Annotated in this window: 15 protein-coding genes; 8 read left to right on the forward strand and 7 right to left on the reverse strand. The window is 63.1% G+C overall.

Annotated features, from left to right (window positions below; all coding sequences use genetic code 11):
• From ACP7DW_RS15645 to glpK, 3 genes are all read left to right on the forward strand, one after another.
• A complete protein-coding gene (locus tag ACP7DW_RS15645; protein WP_426055317.1) occupies positions 1–303 on the forward strand; it encodes a DUF2160 domain-containing protein in 303 nt (100 codons plus the stop codon).
• A 70-nt stretch (positions 304–373) separates the two neighbouring features.
• Positions 374–2,101 (forward strand): ABC transporter substrate-binding protein, encoded by a 1,728-nt coding sequence (locus ACP7DW_RS15650; protein ID WP_099763197.1) that lies wholly within the window; start codon positions 374–376, stop codon positions 2,099–2,101.
• Positions 2,102–2,181: 80 nt separating this feature from the next.
• Complete coding sequence (gene glpK, locus ACP7DW_RS15655) at positions 2,182–3,675, forward strand: glycerol kinase GlpK (protein ID WP_426055316.1); 1,494 nt, start codon at positions 2,182–2,184, stop codon at positions 3,673–3,675.
• Between the two features lie 134 nt (positions 3,676–3,809).
• Here glpK and ACP7DW_RS15660 read toward each other — a convergent pair whose 3' ends face one another.
• Together ACP7DW_RS15660 and ACP7DW_RS15665 are read right to left on the reverse strand one after the other, a co-directional pair.
• A complete protein-coding gene (locus ACP7DW_RS15660) occupies positions 3,810–4,370 on the reverse strand; it encodes a YdcF family protein (protein WP_426055315.1) in 561 nt (186 codons plus the stop codon).
• A gap of 54 nt (positions 4,371–4,424) precedes the next feature.
• The gene (locus ACP7DW_RS15665; protein ID WP_426055314.1) at positions 4,425–5,057 is read right to left on the reverse strand and encodes a cysteine hydrolase family protein; all 633 of its coding nucleotides are present in this window, start codon (positions 5,055–5,057) and stop codon (positions 4,425–4,427) included.
• 160 nt (positions 5,058–5,217) lie between these two features.
• On the opposite strand from ACP7DW_RS15665, the gene ACP7DW_RS15670 reads away from it, so the two are divergent.
• Positions 5,218–6,183 carry a GlxA family transcriptional regulator gene (locus ACP7DW_RS15670; RefSeq protein WP_426055509.1) on the forward strand — a complete coding sequence of 322 codons (966 nt, stop codon included), beginning with the start codon at positions 5,218–5,220 and terminating at the stop codon, positions 6,181–6,183.
• A 2-nt stretch (positions 6,184–6,185) separates the two neighbouring features.
• Here the strand turns inward: ACP7DW_RS15670 and ACP7DW_RS15675 are convergent, their stop codons facing one another.
• From ACP7DW_RS15675 to ACP7DW_RS15695, 5 genes are all read right to left on the reverse strand, one after another.
• The gene (locus tag ACP7DW_RS15675; protein ID WP_426055313.1) at positions 6,186–7,577 is read right to left on the reverse strand and encodes a chemotaxis protein CheW; all 1,392 of its coding nucleotides are present in this window, start codon (positions 7,575–7,577) and stop codon (positions 6,186–6,188) included.
• Positions 7,578–7,579: 2 nt separating this feature from the next.
• Positions 7,580–9,301, reverse strand: a complete 1,722-nt coding sequence (locus ACP7DW_RS15680) for a methyl-accepting chemotaxis protein (protein ID WP_426055312.1) — start codon at positions 9,299–9,301, stop codon at positions 7,580–7,582.
• A 317-nt stretch (positions 9,302–9,618) separates the two neighbouring features.
• Positions 9,619–10,494 carry a tetratricopeptide repeat protein gene (locus ACP7DW_RS15685; protein ID WP_426055311.1) on the reverse strand — a complete coding sequence of 292 codons (876 nt, stop codon included), beginning with the start codon at positions 10,492–10,494 and terminating at the stop codon, positions 9,619–9,621.
• 77 nt (positions 10,495–10,571) lie between these two features.
• The gene (locus ACP7DW_RS15690) at positions 10,572–10,919 is read right to left on the reverse strand and encodes a hypothetical protein (protein WP_426055310.1); all 348 of its coding nucleotides are present in this window, start codon (positions 10,917–10,919) and stop codon (positions 10,572–10,574) included.
• Positions 10,920–11,066: 147 nt separating this feature from the next.
• Positions 11,067–11,567, reverse strand: coding sequence for an Lrp/AsnC ligand binding domain-containing protein (locus ACP7DW_RS15695; RefSeq protein WP_034754979.1), 501 nt, complete (start codon positions 11,565–11,567; stop codon positions 11,067–11,069).
• Between the two features lie 105 nt (positions 11,568–11,672).
• Between ACP7DW_RS15695 and ACP7DW_RS15700 the strand changes: the two genes are divergently transcribed.
• The 4 genes from ACP7DW_RS15700 (at position 11,673) to ACP7DW_RS15715 (ending at position 16,457) form a co-directional block, all read left to right on the forward strand.
• Positions 11,673–12,962, forward strand: a complete 1,290-nt coding sequence (locus tag ACP7DW_RS15700) for a D-amino acid dehydrogenase (protein WP_426055309.1) — start codon at positions 11,673–11,675, stop codon at positions 12,960–12,962.
• A gap of 13 nt (positions 12,963–12,975) precedes the next feature.
• On the forward strand, positions 12,976–14,094 hold the full coding sequence (gene alr, locus ACP7DW_RS15705) for an alanine racemase (RefSeq protein WP_426055308.1): 1,119 nt from the start codon (positions 12,976–12,978) through the stop codon (positions 14,092–14,094).
• Positions 14,095–14,180: 86 nt separating this feature from the next.
• Complete coding sequence (locus ACP7DW_RS15710) at positions 14,181–14,738, forward strand: NADPH-dependent FMN reductase (RefSeq protein WP_096236264.1); 558 nt, start codon at positions 14,181–14,183, stop codon at positions 14,736–14,738.
• A 126-nt stretch (positions 14,739–14,864) separates the two neighbouring features.
• Positions 14,865–16,457, forward strand: coding sequence for a diguanylate cyclase (locus ACP7DW_RS15715; protein WP_426055307.1), 1,593 nt, complete (start codon positions 14,865–14,867; stop codon positions 16,455–16,457).
• Positions 16,458–16,593 lie beyond the last annotated feature (136 nt).

Here is a 16,593-nt window from a genome sequence, read left to right on the forward strand (position 1 = left end):
ATGGACAATACCGATAGCACAGCCAGCCTGTTCGGCTGGATGGCGTGGACGCCGGAAGTGGCCATCTTCTTTATCTGCATCGGCTTGATGCTCGCTGGCATGACGGTGTGGCAATGCCGCTCGCCCAGCATCGCGCGCAAGGGCTTCTTGCCCATGCCGACGACGCGTGGCGACCGTTTGTTCATCGGCTTGCTCACGGCGGCGTACGTGAATCTGGCCTGGGCGGGGTTGACGGAAATGCAGCAGGCCATCGGGGCTGCCATCAGTTTTGTACTTTTATTAGTGGTAATGCGTTGGGGGTGAGCCGGCTTGCCGGTGTTGATGGAGGCCGGACCGCCAGCAGGCGGCCGGTAAAACTATAAGGAGATTCACGATGAAATTGAAGTTCACGGTCTTCGCGGCGGTGGCCATGCTCGTGTCGAATGCGGCCCTGGCCGACGCCAAACAGGCGCAAACCTGGATCGACAAGGAATTCCAGCCATCCAGCCTGAGCAAGCAGCAACAGCTTGCTGAAATGCAGTGGTTCATCGATGCGGCGGCCAAGCTGAAAGCCAAGGGCATCAAGGAAATTTCCGTGGTCTCGGAAACCATCGACACCCACGTCTACGAATCGAAAACCCTGGCCAAGGCTTTCGAGGAAATCACGGGCATCAAGGTGCGCCACGACATCATCCAGGAAGGCGACGTGGTGGAAAAGCTGCAAACGTCGATGCAGTCGGGCAAGAGCATCTATGACGGCTGGATTTCCGATTCCGACCTGATCGGCACGCATTACCGCTATGGCGCCGTCGAACCGCTGTCCGACTACATGGCTGCCAAGGGCAAGGAATTCACCAATCCCGGCCTGGACTTGAAAGATTTCATCGGCATCAGCTTTACCACGGCGCCCGACGGCAAGGTGTACCAGCTGCCCGACCAGCAATTTGCCAACCTGTACTGGTTCCGCGCCGACTGGTTCGCGCGCAAGGATTTGCAAGCCAAGTTCAAGGCCAAGTATGGCTACGAGCTGGGCGTGCCGCAAAACTGGTCCGCGTATGAAGACATCGCCGACTTTTTTACCAATGACGTGAAGGAACTGGACGGCAAGAAAGTGTATGGCCACATGGATTACGGCAAGAAAGATCCATCCCTGGGCTGGCGCTTCACCGATGCCTGGCTGTCGATGGCCGGCGCGGCCGACAAGGGCATCCCGAATGGCTTGCCCGTCGACGAGTGGGGCATCAAGGTGGCGGCCGACAAGTGCACGCCCGTGGGCGCGTCCGTTTCACGCGGCGGCGCCACCAATTCGCCGGCGGCCGTGTATGCGCTGACGAAATACATCGACTGGATGAAGAAATACGCGCCGCCGCAGGCGAACGGCATGAATTTCTCGGAAGCGGGCCCGGTGCCGGCGCAGGGTGAAATCGCCCAGCAAATCTTCTGGTACACGGCATTTACGGCTGGCATGACGAAACCGGGCTTGCCAGTGGTGAACAAGGACGGCACGCCGAAATGGCGCATGGCGCCGTCGCCGCACGGCCCGTACTGGAAAGAGGGCATGCAGAACGGTTACCAGGATGTCGGTTCCTGGTTCCTGTTCAAGTCCACGCCGGACGACCGCAAAGCCGCCGCCTGGCTGTACGCGCAATTCGTTACCTCGAAAACCGTGTCGCTGAAGAAATCCATCGTCGGCCTGACTTTCATCCGCGATTCCGACATCCGCCACGATTACTTCACGAAACATGCGAACGAGTATGGCGGCTTGATCGAGTTCTACCGCAGCCCTGCACGCGTGGCGTGGACGCCGACGGGCAACAACGTGCCCGACTATCCGAAGTTGGCCCAGCTGTGGTGGAAAAACGTGGCCACGGCCATCACGGCGGAAAAAACGCCGCAGGCCGCCATGGATAACCTGGCCGAGGAAATGGACCAGGTCATGGCGCGCCTGCAGCGGGCGGGCATGAAGGCGTGCGCGCCCAAGCTCAATGCCAAGGGCGATCCGAACCAGTATCTGTCGGACCAGCATGCCCCATGGAAAAAGCTGGCGAATGAAAAGCCGAAGGGTGAAACGATTGCCTACGATAAATTATTGCAGGCTTGGAAAGAGGGCAAGGTAAGGTAGTCGTGTAAACTTCTGCTGCCGCTTTCCCGGGGCACGGGCGTTTGCCCGTGCCCTTTCACTGTATAGACGTAGTAGCGACCATGACCAAATACATACTTGCTTTAGACCAAGGCACCACCAGTTCGCGCGCCATCCTGTTTGACCATGCGGGCCGGCCGCACGCCAGCGCGCAACGCGAATTTCGCCAGATTTTCCCCCAGCCGGGCTGGGTCGAGCATGACGCGAACGACATCTGGGCCTCGCAAGAAGGCGTTCTGCAGCAGGTGCTGCGCGACAGCGGCGTGGCGGCAAGCGATGTGGCTGCCATCGGCGTGACCAACCAGCGCGAAACGACGGTATTGTGGGACCGCGCCACGGGCGAGCCCGTCGCCAACGCCATCGTCTGGCAAGACCGGAGAAATGCCGCCTATTGCGAGCAACTGGTCGGGCAGGGCAAGGCGGACCTGATCCAGCAAAAGACGGGGCTCGTGCTGGACGCCTATTTTTCCGCGACTAAATTGAAATGGCTGCTCGACAACGTTCCCGGCGCACGCGCGCGCGCCGAGCGGGGAGAACTGGCCTTCGGCACCATCGACAGCTGGCTGATCTACAAGATGAGCGGCGCCCACTTGACGGACACGAGCAACGCGGCGCGCACCATGCTGTTCAACATTCATACTTTGCAGTGGGACACGGATCTGCTGGCGCTGCTCGACATTCCCGCCTCGCTGCTGCCCGACGTCGTGCCATCGAGCGGCGTGGCCGCGCACACGCACGTTGACCTGCTGGGTATCTCCGTGCCGATCGCCGGCATCGCGGGCGACCAGCAGGCCGCGACGTTCGGCCAGGCCTGTCTGAAGCCGGGCATGGCGAAAAATACTTACGGCACGGGCTGTTTCATGCTGATGAACGTGGGCAAGCGCCCCTTGCCATCAAAAAACCGGCTGTTGACGACGGTGGGCTGGAGTCTGGGCGCGGGTAGCGACACGACCGACTACTTGCTCGAAGGCAGCGCCTTCATCGCGGGCGCGGCCGTGCAGTGGATGCGCGATGGGCTGGGCATCATCCGCGACTCGTCCGAAGTGGAAGCGCTGGCCACCAGCGTGCCCGATTCGGGCGGCCTGGTCTTCGTGCCCGCGTTCGCCGGCCTGGGCGCGCCATACTGGGACCCGTACGCACGCGGCACCCTGATCGGCATCACGCGCGGCACGGGCAAGGCGCATATCGCGCGCGCCGCATTGGAGGGCGTGGCGTACCAGAACGTCGATGTGCTGTCCGCCATGCAGGACGATGCGGGCATTGCCTTGAGCGAGCTGCGCGTCGACGGCGGCGCAGCGCGCAACGACATGCTGATGCAGTTCCAGGCCGACATTCTGAACGTGCCCGTGGTGCGTCCGGTGGTGACGGAAACGACGGCCCTGGGCGCCGCCTACCTGGCGGGCCTGGCCGTGGGTTTCTGGGCATCGCAGGAAGAAATCGCCGCCCAGTGGCAGGTGGGACGCCGTTTCGAACCGGCCATGGCGGCCGACGAACGCCTGAGCCGGCTGCACAAATGGCAGCGCGCCGTGGAACGCTCGCGCGACTGGAGCGAGTAAGAACATCTGACCAAACCTACTGCGCGTCGCGCTTTGCGGCCTGCGATGCTCACCGTGCTCAAGCACGGTTGCGCTTCTTAGCCACAAATCACTGCCGCTCGCTACGGTTTTGTCAGACGTTGTAAGAACCGGGATCAATGGCGCATGAAATACACGGCATAACCCACCGTTTCGCGCGGCACCGAATACAGGTCGCGCAGCTCGAAGTAGGGCGCGTGCACCTGGCCGCTGACGGCGATGCCGGCCCGCTCCAAAGCCAGCCGGAAGCGGGGCACGTGAAAGTATTGTGTGGCGACCATGGCTGTCTGCCAGCCATGCTGGCGCATGAGAAGCGCCGCGTTGCGGGCCGTGGCGTCCGTGGTCCAGCCTTGATTATCCTCAATGACGGCGCCGGCCGGCACGCCGCGCTTGCGCAGATAGCGCGCCATCGATGCGGCCTCGTCAAAACCTTCCTTGCCCGTGGCCCCGCTGACGAGGATGCGCGGCACCCGGTGTTCCTGGAACTGTCTGAGCGCCACGTCGAGCCGCGCCTGCAGACGGGGGCTGGGCGTGCCATCGGGCAGGATCGTGTTGCCGGGCACGACGATCACGTCGGCGGGCGCCAGTTTGTCGTTGAGTCCAGCCCCTACCAGCGCTGTCGTGGCCAGCAGGAAGCCACCCGCAGTCGCTAAGCCCAGCACAGTTATTTTTCGCATCGTTCATCATCAAGTGGGGAATGGACGCATGATACCCGTCCATTCCCGCCCGCGTCAGTTCGCCTGCGCCTTGCGCGCACGCTGGTTCGACAGATAAATATTGTCCTTTTCCAGCGGCTTGCCCTCGCGCACGGCAGCCAGCCAGTCCCGCGTGCTGGCGACGGCGGCGAAATTCGAGTGGAACACGGTGCTGAAGACGCGGTGGATTTCCTCGGCGCTGGCTGTGCCGCCCGCGTTCGCGTAGGGCAGGGTGCCGCTGGCGTCCTGCAGGAATTCGACTTGCAAGCCGTCGTGCGCGGCGTGGTAGATGGTGGCGGCGTCGCAGTTGTGCGTCATGTAGCCGGTCACCGTCAGGGTGTCGATGTTGTGGTTTTCCAGCCAGGCGCGCAAGTCCGTGCCCGCAAAGGCGCTGCCCATGCTCTTGTTGATGTGGTGGTCGGCGGCAAAGGCGGCCACTTGCGGATGCAGCTGCCAGCCGTCGCTGCCCCTGGCGAAGATGGGGGAAGCTTCCGGCGCATCATGCTGGACGACGATCACGGGCACGCCGGCGGCGCGGGCGGCGGCCATGGCGGTGACGATATTCGGCAGGGAAATGTCGACGGACGGATACTCGATGGGCAAGTCGCCCGTGAAGTATTCATTTTGTACATCGATGACGAGCAGGGCGCGGCGCGGGGTGGTGGACATGGGTTCTCCTGACATGGTTGAAAGAGGAAACGGCTCCTCGATAACGCCATTCTCGGGCCGCGTGATTGAAATAAAAAGTGGCCCAAAGGCCAGTATGCGATAAAATCGGGCCATGCCTACCATTTCCGCTACTTCCGCTACTTCCGCTACTTCCGCTCCCTTGCGCATCGCCGTGATCGCCTTCGACGGCATGACGCCATTTCACTTGTCCGTGCCTTGCCTCGTGTTTGGCGCCCAGACGGAAGAGGCCGATCTGCCGCCTTTTCACGTGCGCGTCTGTGCCGCCGATCCCGCGCCCTTGCGCACGGCGGCCGGCTTTTGCATCACGCCCGAGTGCGGACTGGAAGGGCTGGAGGGCGCCGATATCGTCATCATGCCGGCCTGGCACGACGATTGCCGCGATGCCGCACCGTCGCTGGTCGCGGCGCTGCAGGCGGCCAGCGGGCGCGGCGCGCGCATGGTGGGTTTGTGTCTGGGCGCGTTTCCGCTGGCGCAGGCGGGCTTGTTGGATGGCAAGCGCGCGGCCACGCACTGGGGCATGGCGCAGCGGCTGGCGGCCCGCTATCCCAAGGTCAGGGTGGACCGCGAAGTACTGTACGTGGACGATGGCGCCGTGCTGACGTCGGCCGGCGTGGCGGCCGGCCTCGATTGCTGTTTGTACCTGCTGCGCCAGCTGGCCGGCGCCGAGGTGGCGAACCGCGTGGCGCGCCGGCTGCTGGTGGCGCCGCACCGCCAGGGCGGGCAGGCGCAGTTCATCGAGCGCCCATTGCCCGTGTCCGGCAGCGAAGGGCGCTTTGCCGACGTGCTCGCTGGCGTGACGGCCAACCTGGGCCAGGCGCACAGCATCGACGCGCTGGCCGAACGGGCCGCCATGAGCCGGCGCAACTTCACGCGCCATTTCCGCCAAGCCACGGGTACGTCCTTCAAGCAATGGCTGCTGAGCCAGCGTCTGGCGCATGCGCAAGGCATGCTGGAAAAAAGCGCGGCCTCGATCGATGTCGTGGCGCAAGAGGCGGGCTTCGGCACGGCGTTGTCGCTGCGCCAGCATTTCCGGGCCAGCTTGCAGACGTCGCCGTCGGCGTACCGCAAGCTGTTCCGCGCGAAGCTGGCGTGCGCGGGGCGCTGAGATCAATGCGCAGGGCTTGTGGCGCCTGCCAGTTCCTCTGCTTCCCATACGCGGTAGCTGGCTTTTCCTTGCGCTGAATCGAGTGTGATCATCGTCTGCGCTTGCCCGCCGAACTGGCTGAAGCTGGTTTTGGTCGCCGCGTAGGCCGGTACCAGGGTGACGAGATTACGCACCAGCAAGCCAACATGCCGTGTCGCGTGCTCGATGACGACGATGCGCGCCGTTGGCGCACCCTGGGGGCCGAGCGCGATCAATGGCAGCGTGCGTCCTTGCCAGGTAAAGCTGCCAGGCGGCGCGGCCGGGTCGTCGGGCGAGGGGGCTTGCATGTCGGCAGGCAGGGGCAGGATGGTGACGATGGCGGCCATCGGCAATGCCAGTTCTTCGCCCGCATCGCAGACGATGTAGGCATCGCTGCTGCGCCTGTCCTGCGCCAGCGCCTGCACTTGCGCGCGCGTGTCGCGCGAGGTTTGCGGACATAGCGCCAGCAAGGCCGCGTCATCGAGCAGCAGGTGTGGCGGGCCCGATTCGGCCGTGATGGTGGCGGCCACCAGTGGGTGGCTGCAAGGCCCGTCCGTCGCGTGCAGCAGCTGGCTGCAGGCGATATCGCGCACGGCCAGCGTCTTGTCGATGCGTAGCCCCAGGCAGAGGCCGTCGCGTTCCAGCACGGCCAGCAGGGGCGGCGGCGCTGACGGTGCCGGCAAGGCCCCGTTGAAAACGGCGCCATTGAGGACGTAGACCTGGCGACCGCGCCAGCCGGCCACACCGGCCAATGGCCCATTCCAGCCGAATGCCGTGTCCATTGGCGGGCAGGGCAGGACTTCGGCTACCAGCGTCGCGGGCATTGCCAGCACGCGCCCTGCCAGTTCGAACAGGGCCAGCGGTATGGCAGGGCCGGCCTGGGCCAGGTCGGGCGGTGCATCGCCCCCTGCTTGCATACCCGCCGTACGGGTCCAGGCTTGCGCCCGCAGCATCAGGCGCTGCGGCTCCAGCAAGTTCAGCAGTTCATCATCGCCAGCGGATCGCGCGACGTAACGGAAGAAGTGGTCAGGCTCATCGTCGTGGTACACCTGCTCGATGTGCTCAGGATGAATCTTCTGCGCGCTGGAGACGGCATCGACGGCGAGCCCGGCCAGCAGGCCGTCCACCGCCAGTACCAGCACGTAAGCGCAGCGCGTATCGGTCGCCATGTGGAGCCAGGGGCGCAAGTCGATCAGGGGAATCACCCGGCCCTGATGGGAGAAAACCCCGGCCAGGGCGCCTGTTGCGCCCGGCACGGGAAGCACACCGGCGGGACGCGCCAGCGCCTGGTACACACAGGAAGATGCAATGCCCACCTGCAGCGAGCCTATCCTGACCCGCACGTAGTCCTGTGCCGCCGCTAGCGGGGCCGTCATGCTCAGTGCTCCGCAGCGGTGGTCGCTTGCAGCTCGGTCAGCAGTCGTGCCACGTGCCTGCTGGAGTCGACCTGGGCCGCCGTGGCCTGGTCGATCTGGCCGATCGATTGTGTCGTGTTATGCACGGAATCACTGATCTGTTCGAACGACTGGCGCACCTGTTCCGACAGGGTGCCGCTTTGATCGACGCGGCTGATGGTGGTATCGATCAGGCGCGCGATGTTGCGCGCCGCATCGCCGGATTTTTCGGCCAGTTTGCGTACTTCATCTGCCACGACGGCAAAACCGCGACCGTGCTCCCCGGCGCGGGCCGCCTCGACGGCGGCATTGAAGGCCAGCAGATTGGTCTGGATCGCAATATCGCTGATCGTGCTGACGATTTCATGGACGTCCTGCGACGATTTCTGGATCTCCAGGATGGAGTCGATGGATTGGCCCAGCAGTACGCGTCCCTGCCGGGCATGCTGTTCCGTTTGCTGTGCGATGGTGTTCGCATGCGCGGCACCCTGGCCGATGCTGTCGATGGCGCCGGCGAGCTCCTGCATGACATCGCCGATGCCGGCGACGCGGCTGCTGACGGTCTGTTCGCGCTCGACCTGCTGCGTGATGTCCATGGCGAATTTGACGACCTTGAAGGCCCGGCCGTTGGTGTCGAGAATCGGATTGTAGGTGGCTTGCAGCCAGATGGCGGCGCCATGCTTGGCAAGCCGGTGAAAACGGGCGCTCTTGAATTTGCCTTCGCCGAGATCGGCCCAGAAGTTACGGTAAGCTTCGCTCTGCACCAGCACGTCATCGCAAAACATGCTGTGGTGCTGTCCCTGTACTTCTTCCAGCGTGTAGCCGACGGCCCGCAGGAAATTGCTGTTGGCCGTCAGGATATTGCCCCGCATGTCGAATTCGATCACCGCTTGCGAGCGGGCGATGGCATCGATCTTGCCGGCCGTCTCGGAGCTGAGGCGCTTGGCGGCGGTGATGTCCGTGGCAAACTTGATCACTTTGAGCGGCCGGCCATCGATATCGAGGATGGGATTGTAGGACGCCTGTATCCACACTTCGCGCCCCAGCTTGTCAATCCTGCGAAACTCGCCGGACTGGAATTGACCGCGTTCCAGGCCTTCCCACAGGTGCCGGTAGCTGCTCGCCTGCACATCTTCCGCAGTGCAGAACATGCGGTGGTGCTGGCCGAGCAGTTCCTGCTCCTGATAGCCGAATGTGCGCAGGAAGTTGTCGTTGGCGCGCAACACGCGGCCCTGCAGATCAAATTCAATCACGGCCTGGACCCGTTCAATGGCCTCGATCTTGCCCGAAAAATCCAGGCGCGAGCGCATCTCGGCCGTGATGTCGTCGAAGAGCGCGATGACGTGGTCGGCTTGTCCGCCATCGTGCGACAGCGGGACATAGCGGGCCTGTATCCAGAGTTCCCGTCCTTGCCTGTCCACGCGACGAAAATCGCCGCACTGTGACTGGCCGCCGGCCAGCAGGCGCCAGAATTCCCGCTCCTCCTGCTGCCGTTCGCGCGTGACCGTGCATAGCAACTGATGGGGCTGGCCCAGCAATTCATCGCGCTGATAGCCGAACAGATCCAGCGCGATCTGGTTGGCGTTGCTCACGCAGCCGTGCAAATCGAATTGCAGCAGGCCTTGCATCTTGCCCAGCGCGGCTGCCAGGCCAACATCATCGATGCCTTGCTTTGCCTGCTCAGCTTCCATCATCGGGTAGTTCATTGCGATCTCCATGTTCTCAGGCCGGGGCGCACCGGCACAACGGTGCGTGGCTGTTTGCATCGCGTGGCAGTCAGGCTTGCCTCGGCATCCGAAAAAAACAAATAAATTAAATATGCCTAATTAAACAAATATTCAACAAATTAGTCAAATGGTATTTGAGATTTTTTCTCTGCAGGATGCCGAGTTTTCCTGTTCTCACCCCTATGAAGGCCGGATGGCTGAATGGCTGGATATGTTTCTTTATGGATACAAGTGCGGCTGGCCGTATGGGAAAAACAAATATGACAAATATGCCAAATAATGTGGCGCTGACGTCGTCAGCGAGGGGCGGGGCAATCTGTACCGGCAGCAATTAATCCTGCCGGGTCCCGGCTGCCGTGCGGCAGCCGTGCACTGACGGCGATCTGGCGTGCGATGAAGGCGGCTGGCTCGAAGCCGTAGCGCTGCTGGAACGAGATGGTTTCCGCACTCATCAGTTCGGCATACGTCTGCATCAGGGTCGATGCGCGAAGGTAGTTGCGCTGCTCCACATAGGTGGCTATGGCGCCCAGCAGCACGGGATAATCGGCATTTTCCTTGCTGCCGCCAAAGTTGAATGACAATTGCCCGCAGGCGCGCCAGATGGGGTCGGGTTCCCCGTCCGGCACCGGCTGCGTGCGCAGCCATTGCAAGGCCTTGAAGGGCGGGCCGCCAAACGACGGTGGCGAGATGATGGCCTCGATGGCCACCTTGACGGCTTCCCCGATTCTTCCCGCGCGCACATACTGGCCATGCAGCAGCACCAGGGCGTCCGTATATTCGGGCACGATGGCCAGCGCCGCTTCCAGCAGCGCGATGGCCGCGTCCGGGTTGCGCTGCGCAATCAATTCCTTGGCTTCCAGAAAGGCGGCGCGCGGCGAGGCGGGATCATCGGCCAGCGACGGCGTGCCGACATACTCGTCCTGCGCGGCCGCATGGGCTTGCAGAAATGCCGCCAGGCTGGAAAAGTGCGGCTGGATGCTCCACTCGTCGTGCCAGGTCTCGACGACGATCGGTTCGGACGCTTCGCGCCCGATGGGCCAGTACAGGCCGAAGGTGTCGCCATTGCCCAGCGCGCCTTCGGAGAAGGGCGTGAAGCCGAGCGGCGGGTACGCTGTCGTGTGTTGCCAGTCCTGGTCTGTCGAGACGTGGGCGAGGCTTGCGGGTAATTGCATGGTGGCACCGGAATATAAAACACCAGTGTAGAACAAGAGGACGCAGCGGGCGCGTCCCCGTGGCGTGCTTGCGCGACCTACTTGCGCGGCTCGTGTATCCGGAATTTCCTGACGATGCCCGCCTGGTCGAACATGACGGCCACTTCGCGTGTGCCTTTTTCGCCCAGCATGGGGAGCAGCCGCGTCACCGTGGGGGTTTGCAACTGGTTCTTGTAGACCCAGACTTCATAGCCGGGATCGAAGCTGACGACGGTGGCGTTGCCCAGGGCCGCGTCAAGGTCGAGGCGGGTGGTCTTGCCGACCTGGATGTTCTGATAGATGGCGCCATTGTCCGGCGCGCGGTTGACCTTGTATTCACTGGCGGTGCACATGGCCACGGCCAGGCCCGCGAGGCAGGAAGCTGCCAGTTTTATCAATGTGTTCATAGGGACTCCCGGTGTGCATCACTGCTTCCAATCTCAGAGGGGACGGGCGTGATGTCAGGAGGGAGTGTGCTTGGGTCGCGCCGAATGTGCTACCAGATTATACAAAGGCGCACAAAATGATGCCTTTGGTGCCGGCTGGTGCTACCTTTAGCGGCTCTGCAGCACGTCGGTCGAGAGCGCCAGGGTTTCCTTGATTTCTTCCATCACCACATAGCTTTTCGATTGCGCGGCGCCGGGCAGCTGCAGCAGCATGTCGCCCAGCAGTTTGCGGTACTCGGCCATTTCATGGATGCGCGCCTTGATCAGGTAATCGAAGTCGCCCGACACCAGATGGCATTCCTGCACTTCGGGAATTTGCAACACTTCGCGGCGGAATTGCTCGAAGGCGGACGCCGACTTTTGATTGAGAGTAATCTCTACGAAAACGAGCAGCTTGGCGCCCAGCGCGGCCGGGTTCACCTTGGCATGGTAGCCCGTGATGACGCCGTCGCGCTCCATGCGCTTGACCCGTTCGATGCAGGGCGTGATCGACAGGCCCACCTGTTCGCCCAGGTCCTTCATCGAGATGCGGCCATCCTGCTGCAGGATGCGCAGGATGTGGCGATCCAGCTTGTCGAGACCACGTGCTGATTCTTTAAGGATTCTCATGATTTATTGCTGAATATCTCGATTTATACGTGAACAAATACTGGCTCTTTCCCAATATGATAGCGGTTAATCTGGCAATAGCCTAAAAAATATAATGAGGAAACTATGCGTATCGTGATTCTGGGTAGCGGCGTCATCGGCGTCACCAGTGCTTACTATCTGGCCAAGGCAGGACATGAGGTGACCGTCATCGACCGCCAGCCGGGCCCGGCACTGGAAACCAGCTTCGCGAATGCGGGGCAAATCTCGCCCGGCTACGCTTCGCCATGGGCAGCGCCCGGCATTCCCCTGAAAGCCGTGAAATGGATGATGCAGCGCCACGCGCCCCTGGCCATCTCGCTCGACGGCAGCGCCGCCCAGCTCAAATGGATGTGGCAGATGTTGCGTAATTGCACACCGGAAGCGTATGCCGTGAACAAGGAACGCATGGTGCGCCTGGCCGAGTACAGCCGCGACTGCTTCAAGGTCTTGCGCGCCGAAGCGGGCATCACCTATGAAGGCCGCCAGCAAGGCACGATGCAATTGTTCCGCACCGAAAAGCAATACAACGACGCGGCCAAGGATATCGAAGTGTTGAAAGACGCGGGCGTGCCGTATGAAGTGCTGCAGCGCAACGATCTGTCGCGCGCCGAGCCGGCCCTCGAAGCGGTCAAGGATAAACTGTTCGGCGGCTTGCGCCTGCCCAACGATGAAACGGGCGATTGCCAGCTGTTTACCACGCGCCTGTCCGAGATGGCCGTGGCGCTGGGCGTGAAGTTCCGCTATGGCGTGTCCATCGACGCGCTGCTGACGCAGGGCGATGCAATCGCCGGCGTGCAATGCGGCGCGGAAGTCGTCAAGGCCGACTCCTACGTGGTGGCCCTCGGTTCCTACTCGACAGGCTTCATGCAGCCGCTGCTCGACATTCCCGTGTATCCATTGAAGGGTTATTCGATCACCGTGCCGATCGTCAACGCGGCCAAGGCGCCCGTGTCGACCATCCTCGATGAAACCTACAAGATCGCCGTGACGCGTTTCGACGACCGCATCCGCGTGGGTGGCATGGCGGAAATCGCCGGCTACAACCTGGACCTGAACCCGCGCCGCCGCGAAACCCTGGAAATGGTCGTCAACGACCTGTTCCCGGGCGGCGGCAACACCGCCGAAGCCACGTTCTGGACGGGTCTGCGCCCGATGACGCCGGACGGCACGCCGATCGTCGGCCGCACGCCGCTGCGCAACCTGTTCCTCAACACGGGCCACGGCACCCTGGGCTGGACCATGTCCTGCGGCTCGGCGCAATTGCTGGCCGACCTGATGTCGTCGAAAAAACCGGCGATCCTGGCCGACGACCTGTCCGTCAGCCGCTACAGCGGCGCGCAGGGCAATGGCAAACTGCAACACGCGGTGGCCTGAGATGGGGGCCAGCATGCCTGCGAAAGAGCGTAGCGGCGCCATCCTGACGGTGGACCTTGACGCCGTGCGCGCCAACTACCGCTTGCTGCGCGACAAGGCGCACCCGGCCGCCTGCTCGGCCGTCGTCAAATCCGACGCGTATGGCCTGGGCGCCGCGCAAGTGGGCGCGGCCCTGTATGAAGAGGGTTGCCGGCACTTTTTTGTGGCGCACCTGGAAGAGGGCATCAGCCTGCGCCCCCACGTGGCGCCGGACGCGGCGATCTTCGTGCTGCACGGCCCGCCCGTCGATACGGAAGGCGAATTCACGGCCCACGGCTTGATTCCCGTGCTCAACAGCGAGCCGCAGGTGGCGGGCTGGCGCGCGCACGCCAAGGCACTGGGGAAAACCTTGGACGCCATCGTGCAGGTGGACACGGGCATGTCGCGCATGGGCCTGTCGCCGCAGGAAATCGACGCCTGGCTGCTGGATGCCCACTTTCTTGACGGCATCAAGGTACGCTACATCATGAGCCATCTGGCCTGCGCCGACGAGCGCAGCAACCCCATGAATGGCGAGCAGCTGGCGCGCTTCATCGCCATCCGCGCCCGTTTGCCGCAATACCGCGCCAGCCTGGCCAATTCCTCGGGCATCTTTTTGTCGCCCGACTACCACTTCGACCTGGTGCGCCCCGGTGCGGCCCTGTACGGCATCGGACCGCAGGGCGGCGAACCGAATCCGCTGCGCTCGGTCGTGCGCCTGCAAGGCAAGGTGCTGCAGACGCGCACGATCGCCGCCGGCGACCACGTGGGCTACAGCCGCCGTTACACGGCCAGCGAGCCGCGCCAGGTGGCGACGGTGTCCGTCGGCTATGCCGATGGCTGGCTGCGCAGCATGAGCAATCAGGGCCTGGCCATCGTCGACGGCGTGAAAGTGCCGCAGATCGGCGCCATTTCCATGGATTCCATCACCCTGGACGTCAGCGCCATCGCGCAGGAACGCATCGTGCCAGGCAGCCTGGTCGACCTGATCTGCGCCGAACACCCGGTCGACGCCGTGGCGGCCATGGCCAATACCATCGGCTATGAGGTCTTGACGAACTTGGGCGGGCGCTATTACCGCGAGTATCGCGGCCTCGCGCAGTCCGCACGCTAGCGCGCAAAACCCATGATTGTGTGGCAAGATAGTCCTGCAGTGAAGTTCACTCCAGGGCTATTTTTTCACCATCATCGGGGATATATATGAGTCAATATCAAGTCGCAATCATCGTCGGCAGCCTGCGCAAGGATTCCTTCAATCGCAAGCTGGCCGACGCCATCATCAAGCTGGCGCCGCCCGAGTTTTCCTTCAAACATATCGAGATCGGTGACTTGCCGCTGTACAACCAGGATGACGATGGCGCGCAAGCCGAACAGGTGTTGCGCCTCAAATCCGACATTTCCGCATCGCAAGCCTTGCTCTTCCTCACCCCCGAATACAACCGCTCGATCCCCGGCGTGCTGAAAAACGCCCTCGACCACGGCTCGCGCCCGTACGGCCAGAGCGTGTGGGGCGGCAAGCCGGGCGCCGTGCTGGGCGTCTCCGTGGGTGCCACGGGCACGGCCCTGGCGCAGCAGCATTTGCGCAATGTGCTCGCTTACCTGGACGTGCCGCTGCTGGGCCAGCCGGAGATGTTTATCCAGGCCAAGGAAGGCCTGTTCGACGAGCATGGCGGCATCGGTCCGGCCAGCCTGGGTTTCTTCCAGGGCTGGATGCAGCGCTACGCGGACTGGGTACGCAAGCACGCCGTGCATGCCTGAATGGCCCAGGCTTGTCGGGCGGGGAGAAATGGGGCAATAAACCGTCGCCCATGACACTTTGTTGCTGTATGGACATGTATAATGGGCTTTTTTTCAGGCGCAATCCTACGCTGCCCCGTCTCTTCCATGCCGCTTCAACCTGTGGCGCAACCGTTGTTGCGCATCAATCTGCGCCGTCTGATCGTGCTGGTGGCGTTTGCCAGCGCCGTCATCTCCCTGGCTAACAGCTTTTATGCCACGTATCAGGTGCAGCGCCAGTTGCTGATCGATACGACCCTGGAGGCGAACTACGCGTATGCGCTGAAGCTGGCCAGCAGCACGGAGAACTTCCTGCTGGCGGCGCGCCAGCAGCTGGCCTACAGCGCCGGCCAGCTGCCCCGGCATTTTGCCGACCCGGCCGCCCTCAAGACGGAAGCCGAGCGCTTGCGCGGGCAGACCAACACCTTCAATTCCGTCCTGATCGTCGATGCGCAGGGCAAGGTGCTGGGCGTGTCGCCCGAGACGCTGGGCCTGCAGAACAGCCAGCTGGCCTCGGAAGGGGCGCGCCTGGCGCTGCGCGAACGCCGCCCGCTGATCACCCGGCCGTATATGTCGTCGGTGGGCAACCTGGTGGTCTTCATTTCCCATCCCGTGTTCGATCGCGGCGGACGCTATCTGGGCTATGTGGGCGGTTCGATCTACCTGAAGCAGAAAAACATCCTGTTCACCTTGCTGGGACAGCATTATTACCGCGATGGTTCGTATTTATATGTGGTCGACCAGAACCGGCGCCTGCTGTACCACCCCGATCCTTCGCGGGTCGGCGAAGTGGCCGGCAAGAATACCGTGATCGACGCCATCCTGCGCCAGGAAAGCGGCAGCGGAAGCACCGTCAACAGCCGGGGCACGCAGATGCTGGCCGGCTATGCCGTGCTGCCGTCAACGGGCTGGGGCATCGTGGCCCAGCGGCCCACGGCCGCCACTTTGGCCCCGCTGAACCAGCTGATGCTCAACACCCTGTGGTATTCCTTGCCCATTGCCTTGCTCAGCCTGCCGTTCATCTGGTGGCTGGCGCGCCTCATTTCACGGCCCCTGGTGCAGCTGGCCGAAAGCGCCAGCCGCATGGACGCGCCCGGCATGTCCGAGCGCATCGGCGGCATCCGCGCCTGGTATCTGGAAGCGGCGCAGATCAAGCGCGCCTTGCTAGTGGGAATGTCCTTGCTACAGAAAAAGATCGGCAAGCTGAAATTCGACGTGCAGACGGACCCGCTGACGGGCCTGTCGAACCGGCGCGGCATGGCGGCGGCGCTCGATGCCTGGCAGGCGCAGGCGCGGCCGTTTTCCGTCATCGCCATCGACATCGACCATTTCAAGCAAGTCAACGACCAGTGGGGCCATGCGGTGGGCGATGAAGTCATCCTGCACCTGGCGCAACTGATGCGCGCCTGCTCGCGCGATGCCGACGTGCTGTGCCGCAATGGCGGCGATGAATTCATCATGCTGCTGCCCGAGGCCGACCTCGACGTGGCGCTGCAGGTGGCCGAGCGCCTGCGCGCCCGGGTGGCCGCCGCCGAGATCCCCGGCGCCGGTCCCGTCACGGTGTCGCTGGGCGTCGTGTCGTCGGAACAGGGGGCGGGCAAGGTGCTCGGTGCGGACGCCGTGCTGCTGGCGGCCGACGCGGCCCTGTATGTGGCCAAGGAAAATGGACGCAACCGCGTGGGCCTCGCCGAGCCTGCCTGAGGCGTTTTTGCGCCGGATCAGATGGACCTTGTCATTCGGCAAACGTCAAACTGATCCTATGTTTTCTCCGATTTCTGAGTCTGTTATGTTTTACTCGAAAAGCCTAGAGTGGAGGCCTGGGTAAAACAGACGTCAC

It is taken from the genome of Janthinobacterium sp. PSRC1-1, from assembly GCF_049897525.1.
GTDB lineage: Bacteria > Pseudomonadota > Gammaproteobacteria > Burkholderiales > Burkholderiaceae_D > Janthinobacterium > Janthinobacterium tructae.

What these genes read in the sequence shown, in the direction of transcription:
- ACP7DW_RS15675 (WP_426055313.1), bottom strand. Translation starts at nt 7,577, where the DNA reads ATGACGGCCCCGCTAGCGGCGGCACAGGACTACGTGCGGGTCAGGATA.
- ACP7DW_RS15715 (WP_426055307.1), top strand. Translation starts at nt 14,865, where the DNA reads ATGCCGCTTCAACCTGTGGCGCAACCGTTGTTGCGCATCAATCTGCGC.
- ACP7DW_RS15695 (WP_034754979.1), bottom strand. Translation starts at nt 11,567, where the DNA reads ATGAGAATCCTTAAAGAATCAGCACGTGGTCTCGACAAGCTGGATCGC.
- ACP7DW_RS15645 (WP_426055317.1), top strand. Translation starts at nt 1, where the DNA reads ATGGACAATACCGATAGCACAGCCAGCCTGTTCGGCTGGATGGCGTGG.
- glpK (WP_426055316.1), top strand. Translation starts at nt 2,182, where the DNA reads ATGACCAAATACATACTTGCTTTAGACCAAGGCACCACCAGTTCGCGC.
- ACP7DW_RS15680 (WP_426055312.1), bottom strand. Translation starts at nt 9,301, where the DNA reads ATGAACTACCCGATGATGGAAGCTGAGCAGGCAAAGCAAGGCATCGAT.
- ACP7DW_RS15700 (WP_426055309.1), top strand. Translation starts at nt 11,673, where the DNA reads ATGCGTATCGTGATTCTGGGTAGCGGCGTCATCGGCGTCACCAGTGCT.
- alr (WP_426055308.1), top strand. Translation starts at nt 12,976, where the DNA reads ATGCCTGCGAAAGAGCGTAGCGGCGCCATCCTGACGGTGGACCTTGAC.
- ACP7DW_RS15650 (WP_099763197.1), top strand. Translation starts at nt 374, where the DNA reads ATGAAATTGAAGTTCACGGTCTTCGCGGCGGTGGCCATGCTCGTGTCG.
- ACP7DW_RS15665 (WP_426055314.1), bottom strand. Translation starts at nt 5,057, where the DNA reads ATGTCCACCACCCCGCGCCGCGCCCTGCTCGTCATCGATGTACAAAAT.
- ACP7DW_RS15685 (WP_426055311.1), bottom strand. Translation starts at nt 10,494, where the DNA reads ATGCAATTACCCGCAAGCCTCGCCCACGTCTCGACAGACCAGGACTGG.
- ACP7DW_RS15660 (WP_426055315.1), bottom strand. Translation starts at nt 4,370, where the DNA reads ATGCGAAAAATAACTGTGCTGGGCTTAGCGACTGCGGGTGGCTTCCTG.
- ACP7DW_RS15710 (WP_096236264.1), top strand. Translation starts at nt 14,181, where the DNA reads ATGAGTCAATATCAAGTCGCAATCATCGTCGGCAGCCTGCGCAAGGAT.
- ACP7DW_RS15690 (WP_426055310.1), bottom strand. Translation starts at nt 10,919, where the DNA reads ATGAACACATTGATAAAACTGGCAGCTTCCTGCCTCGCGGGCCTGGCC.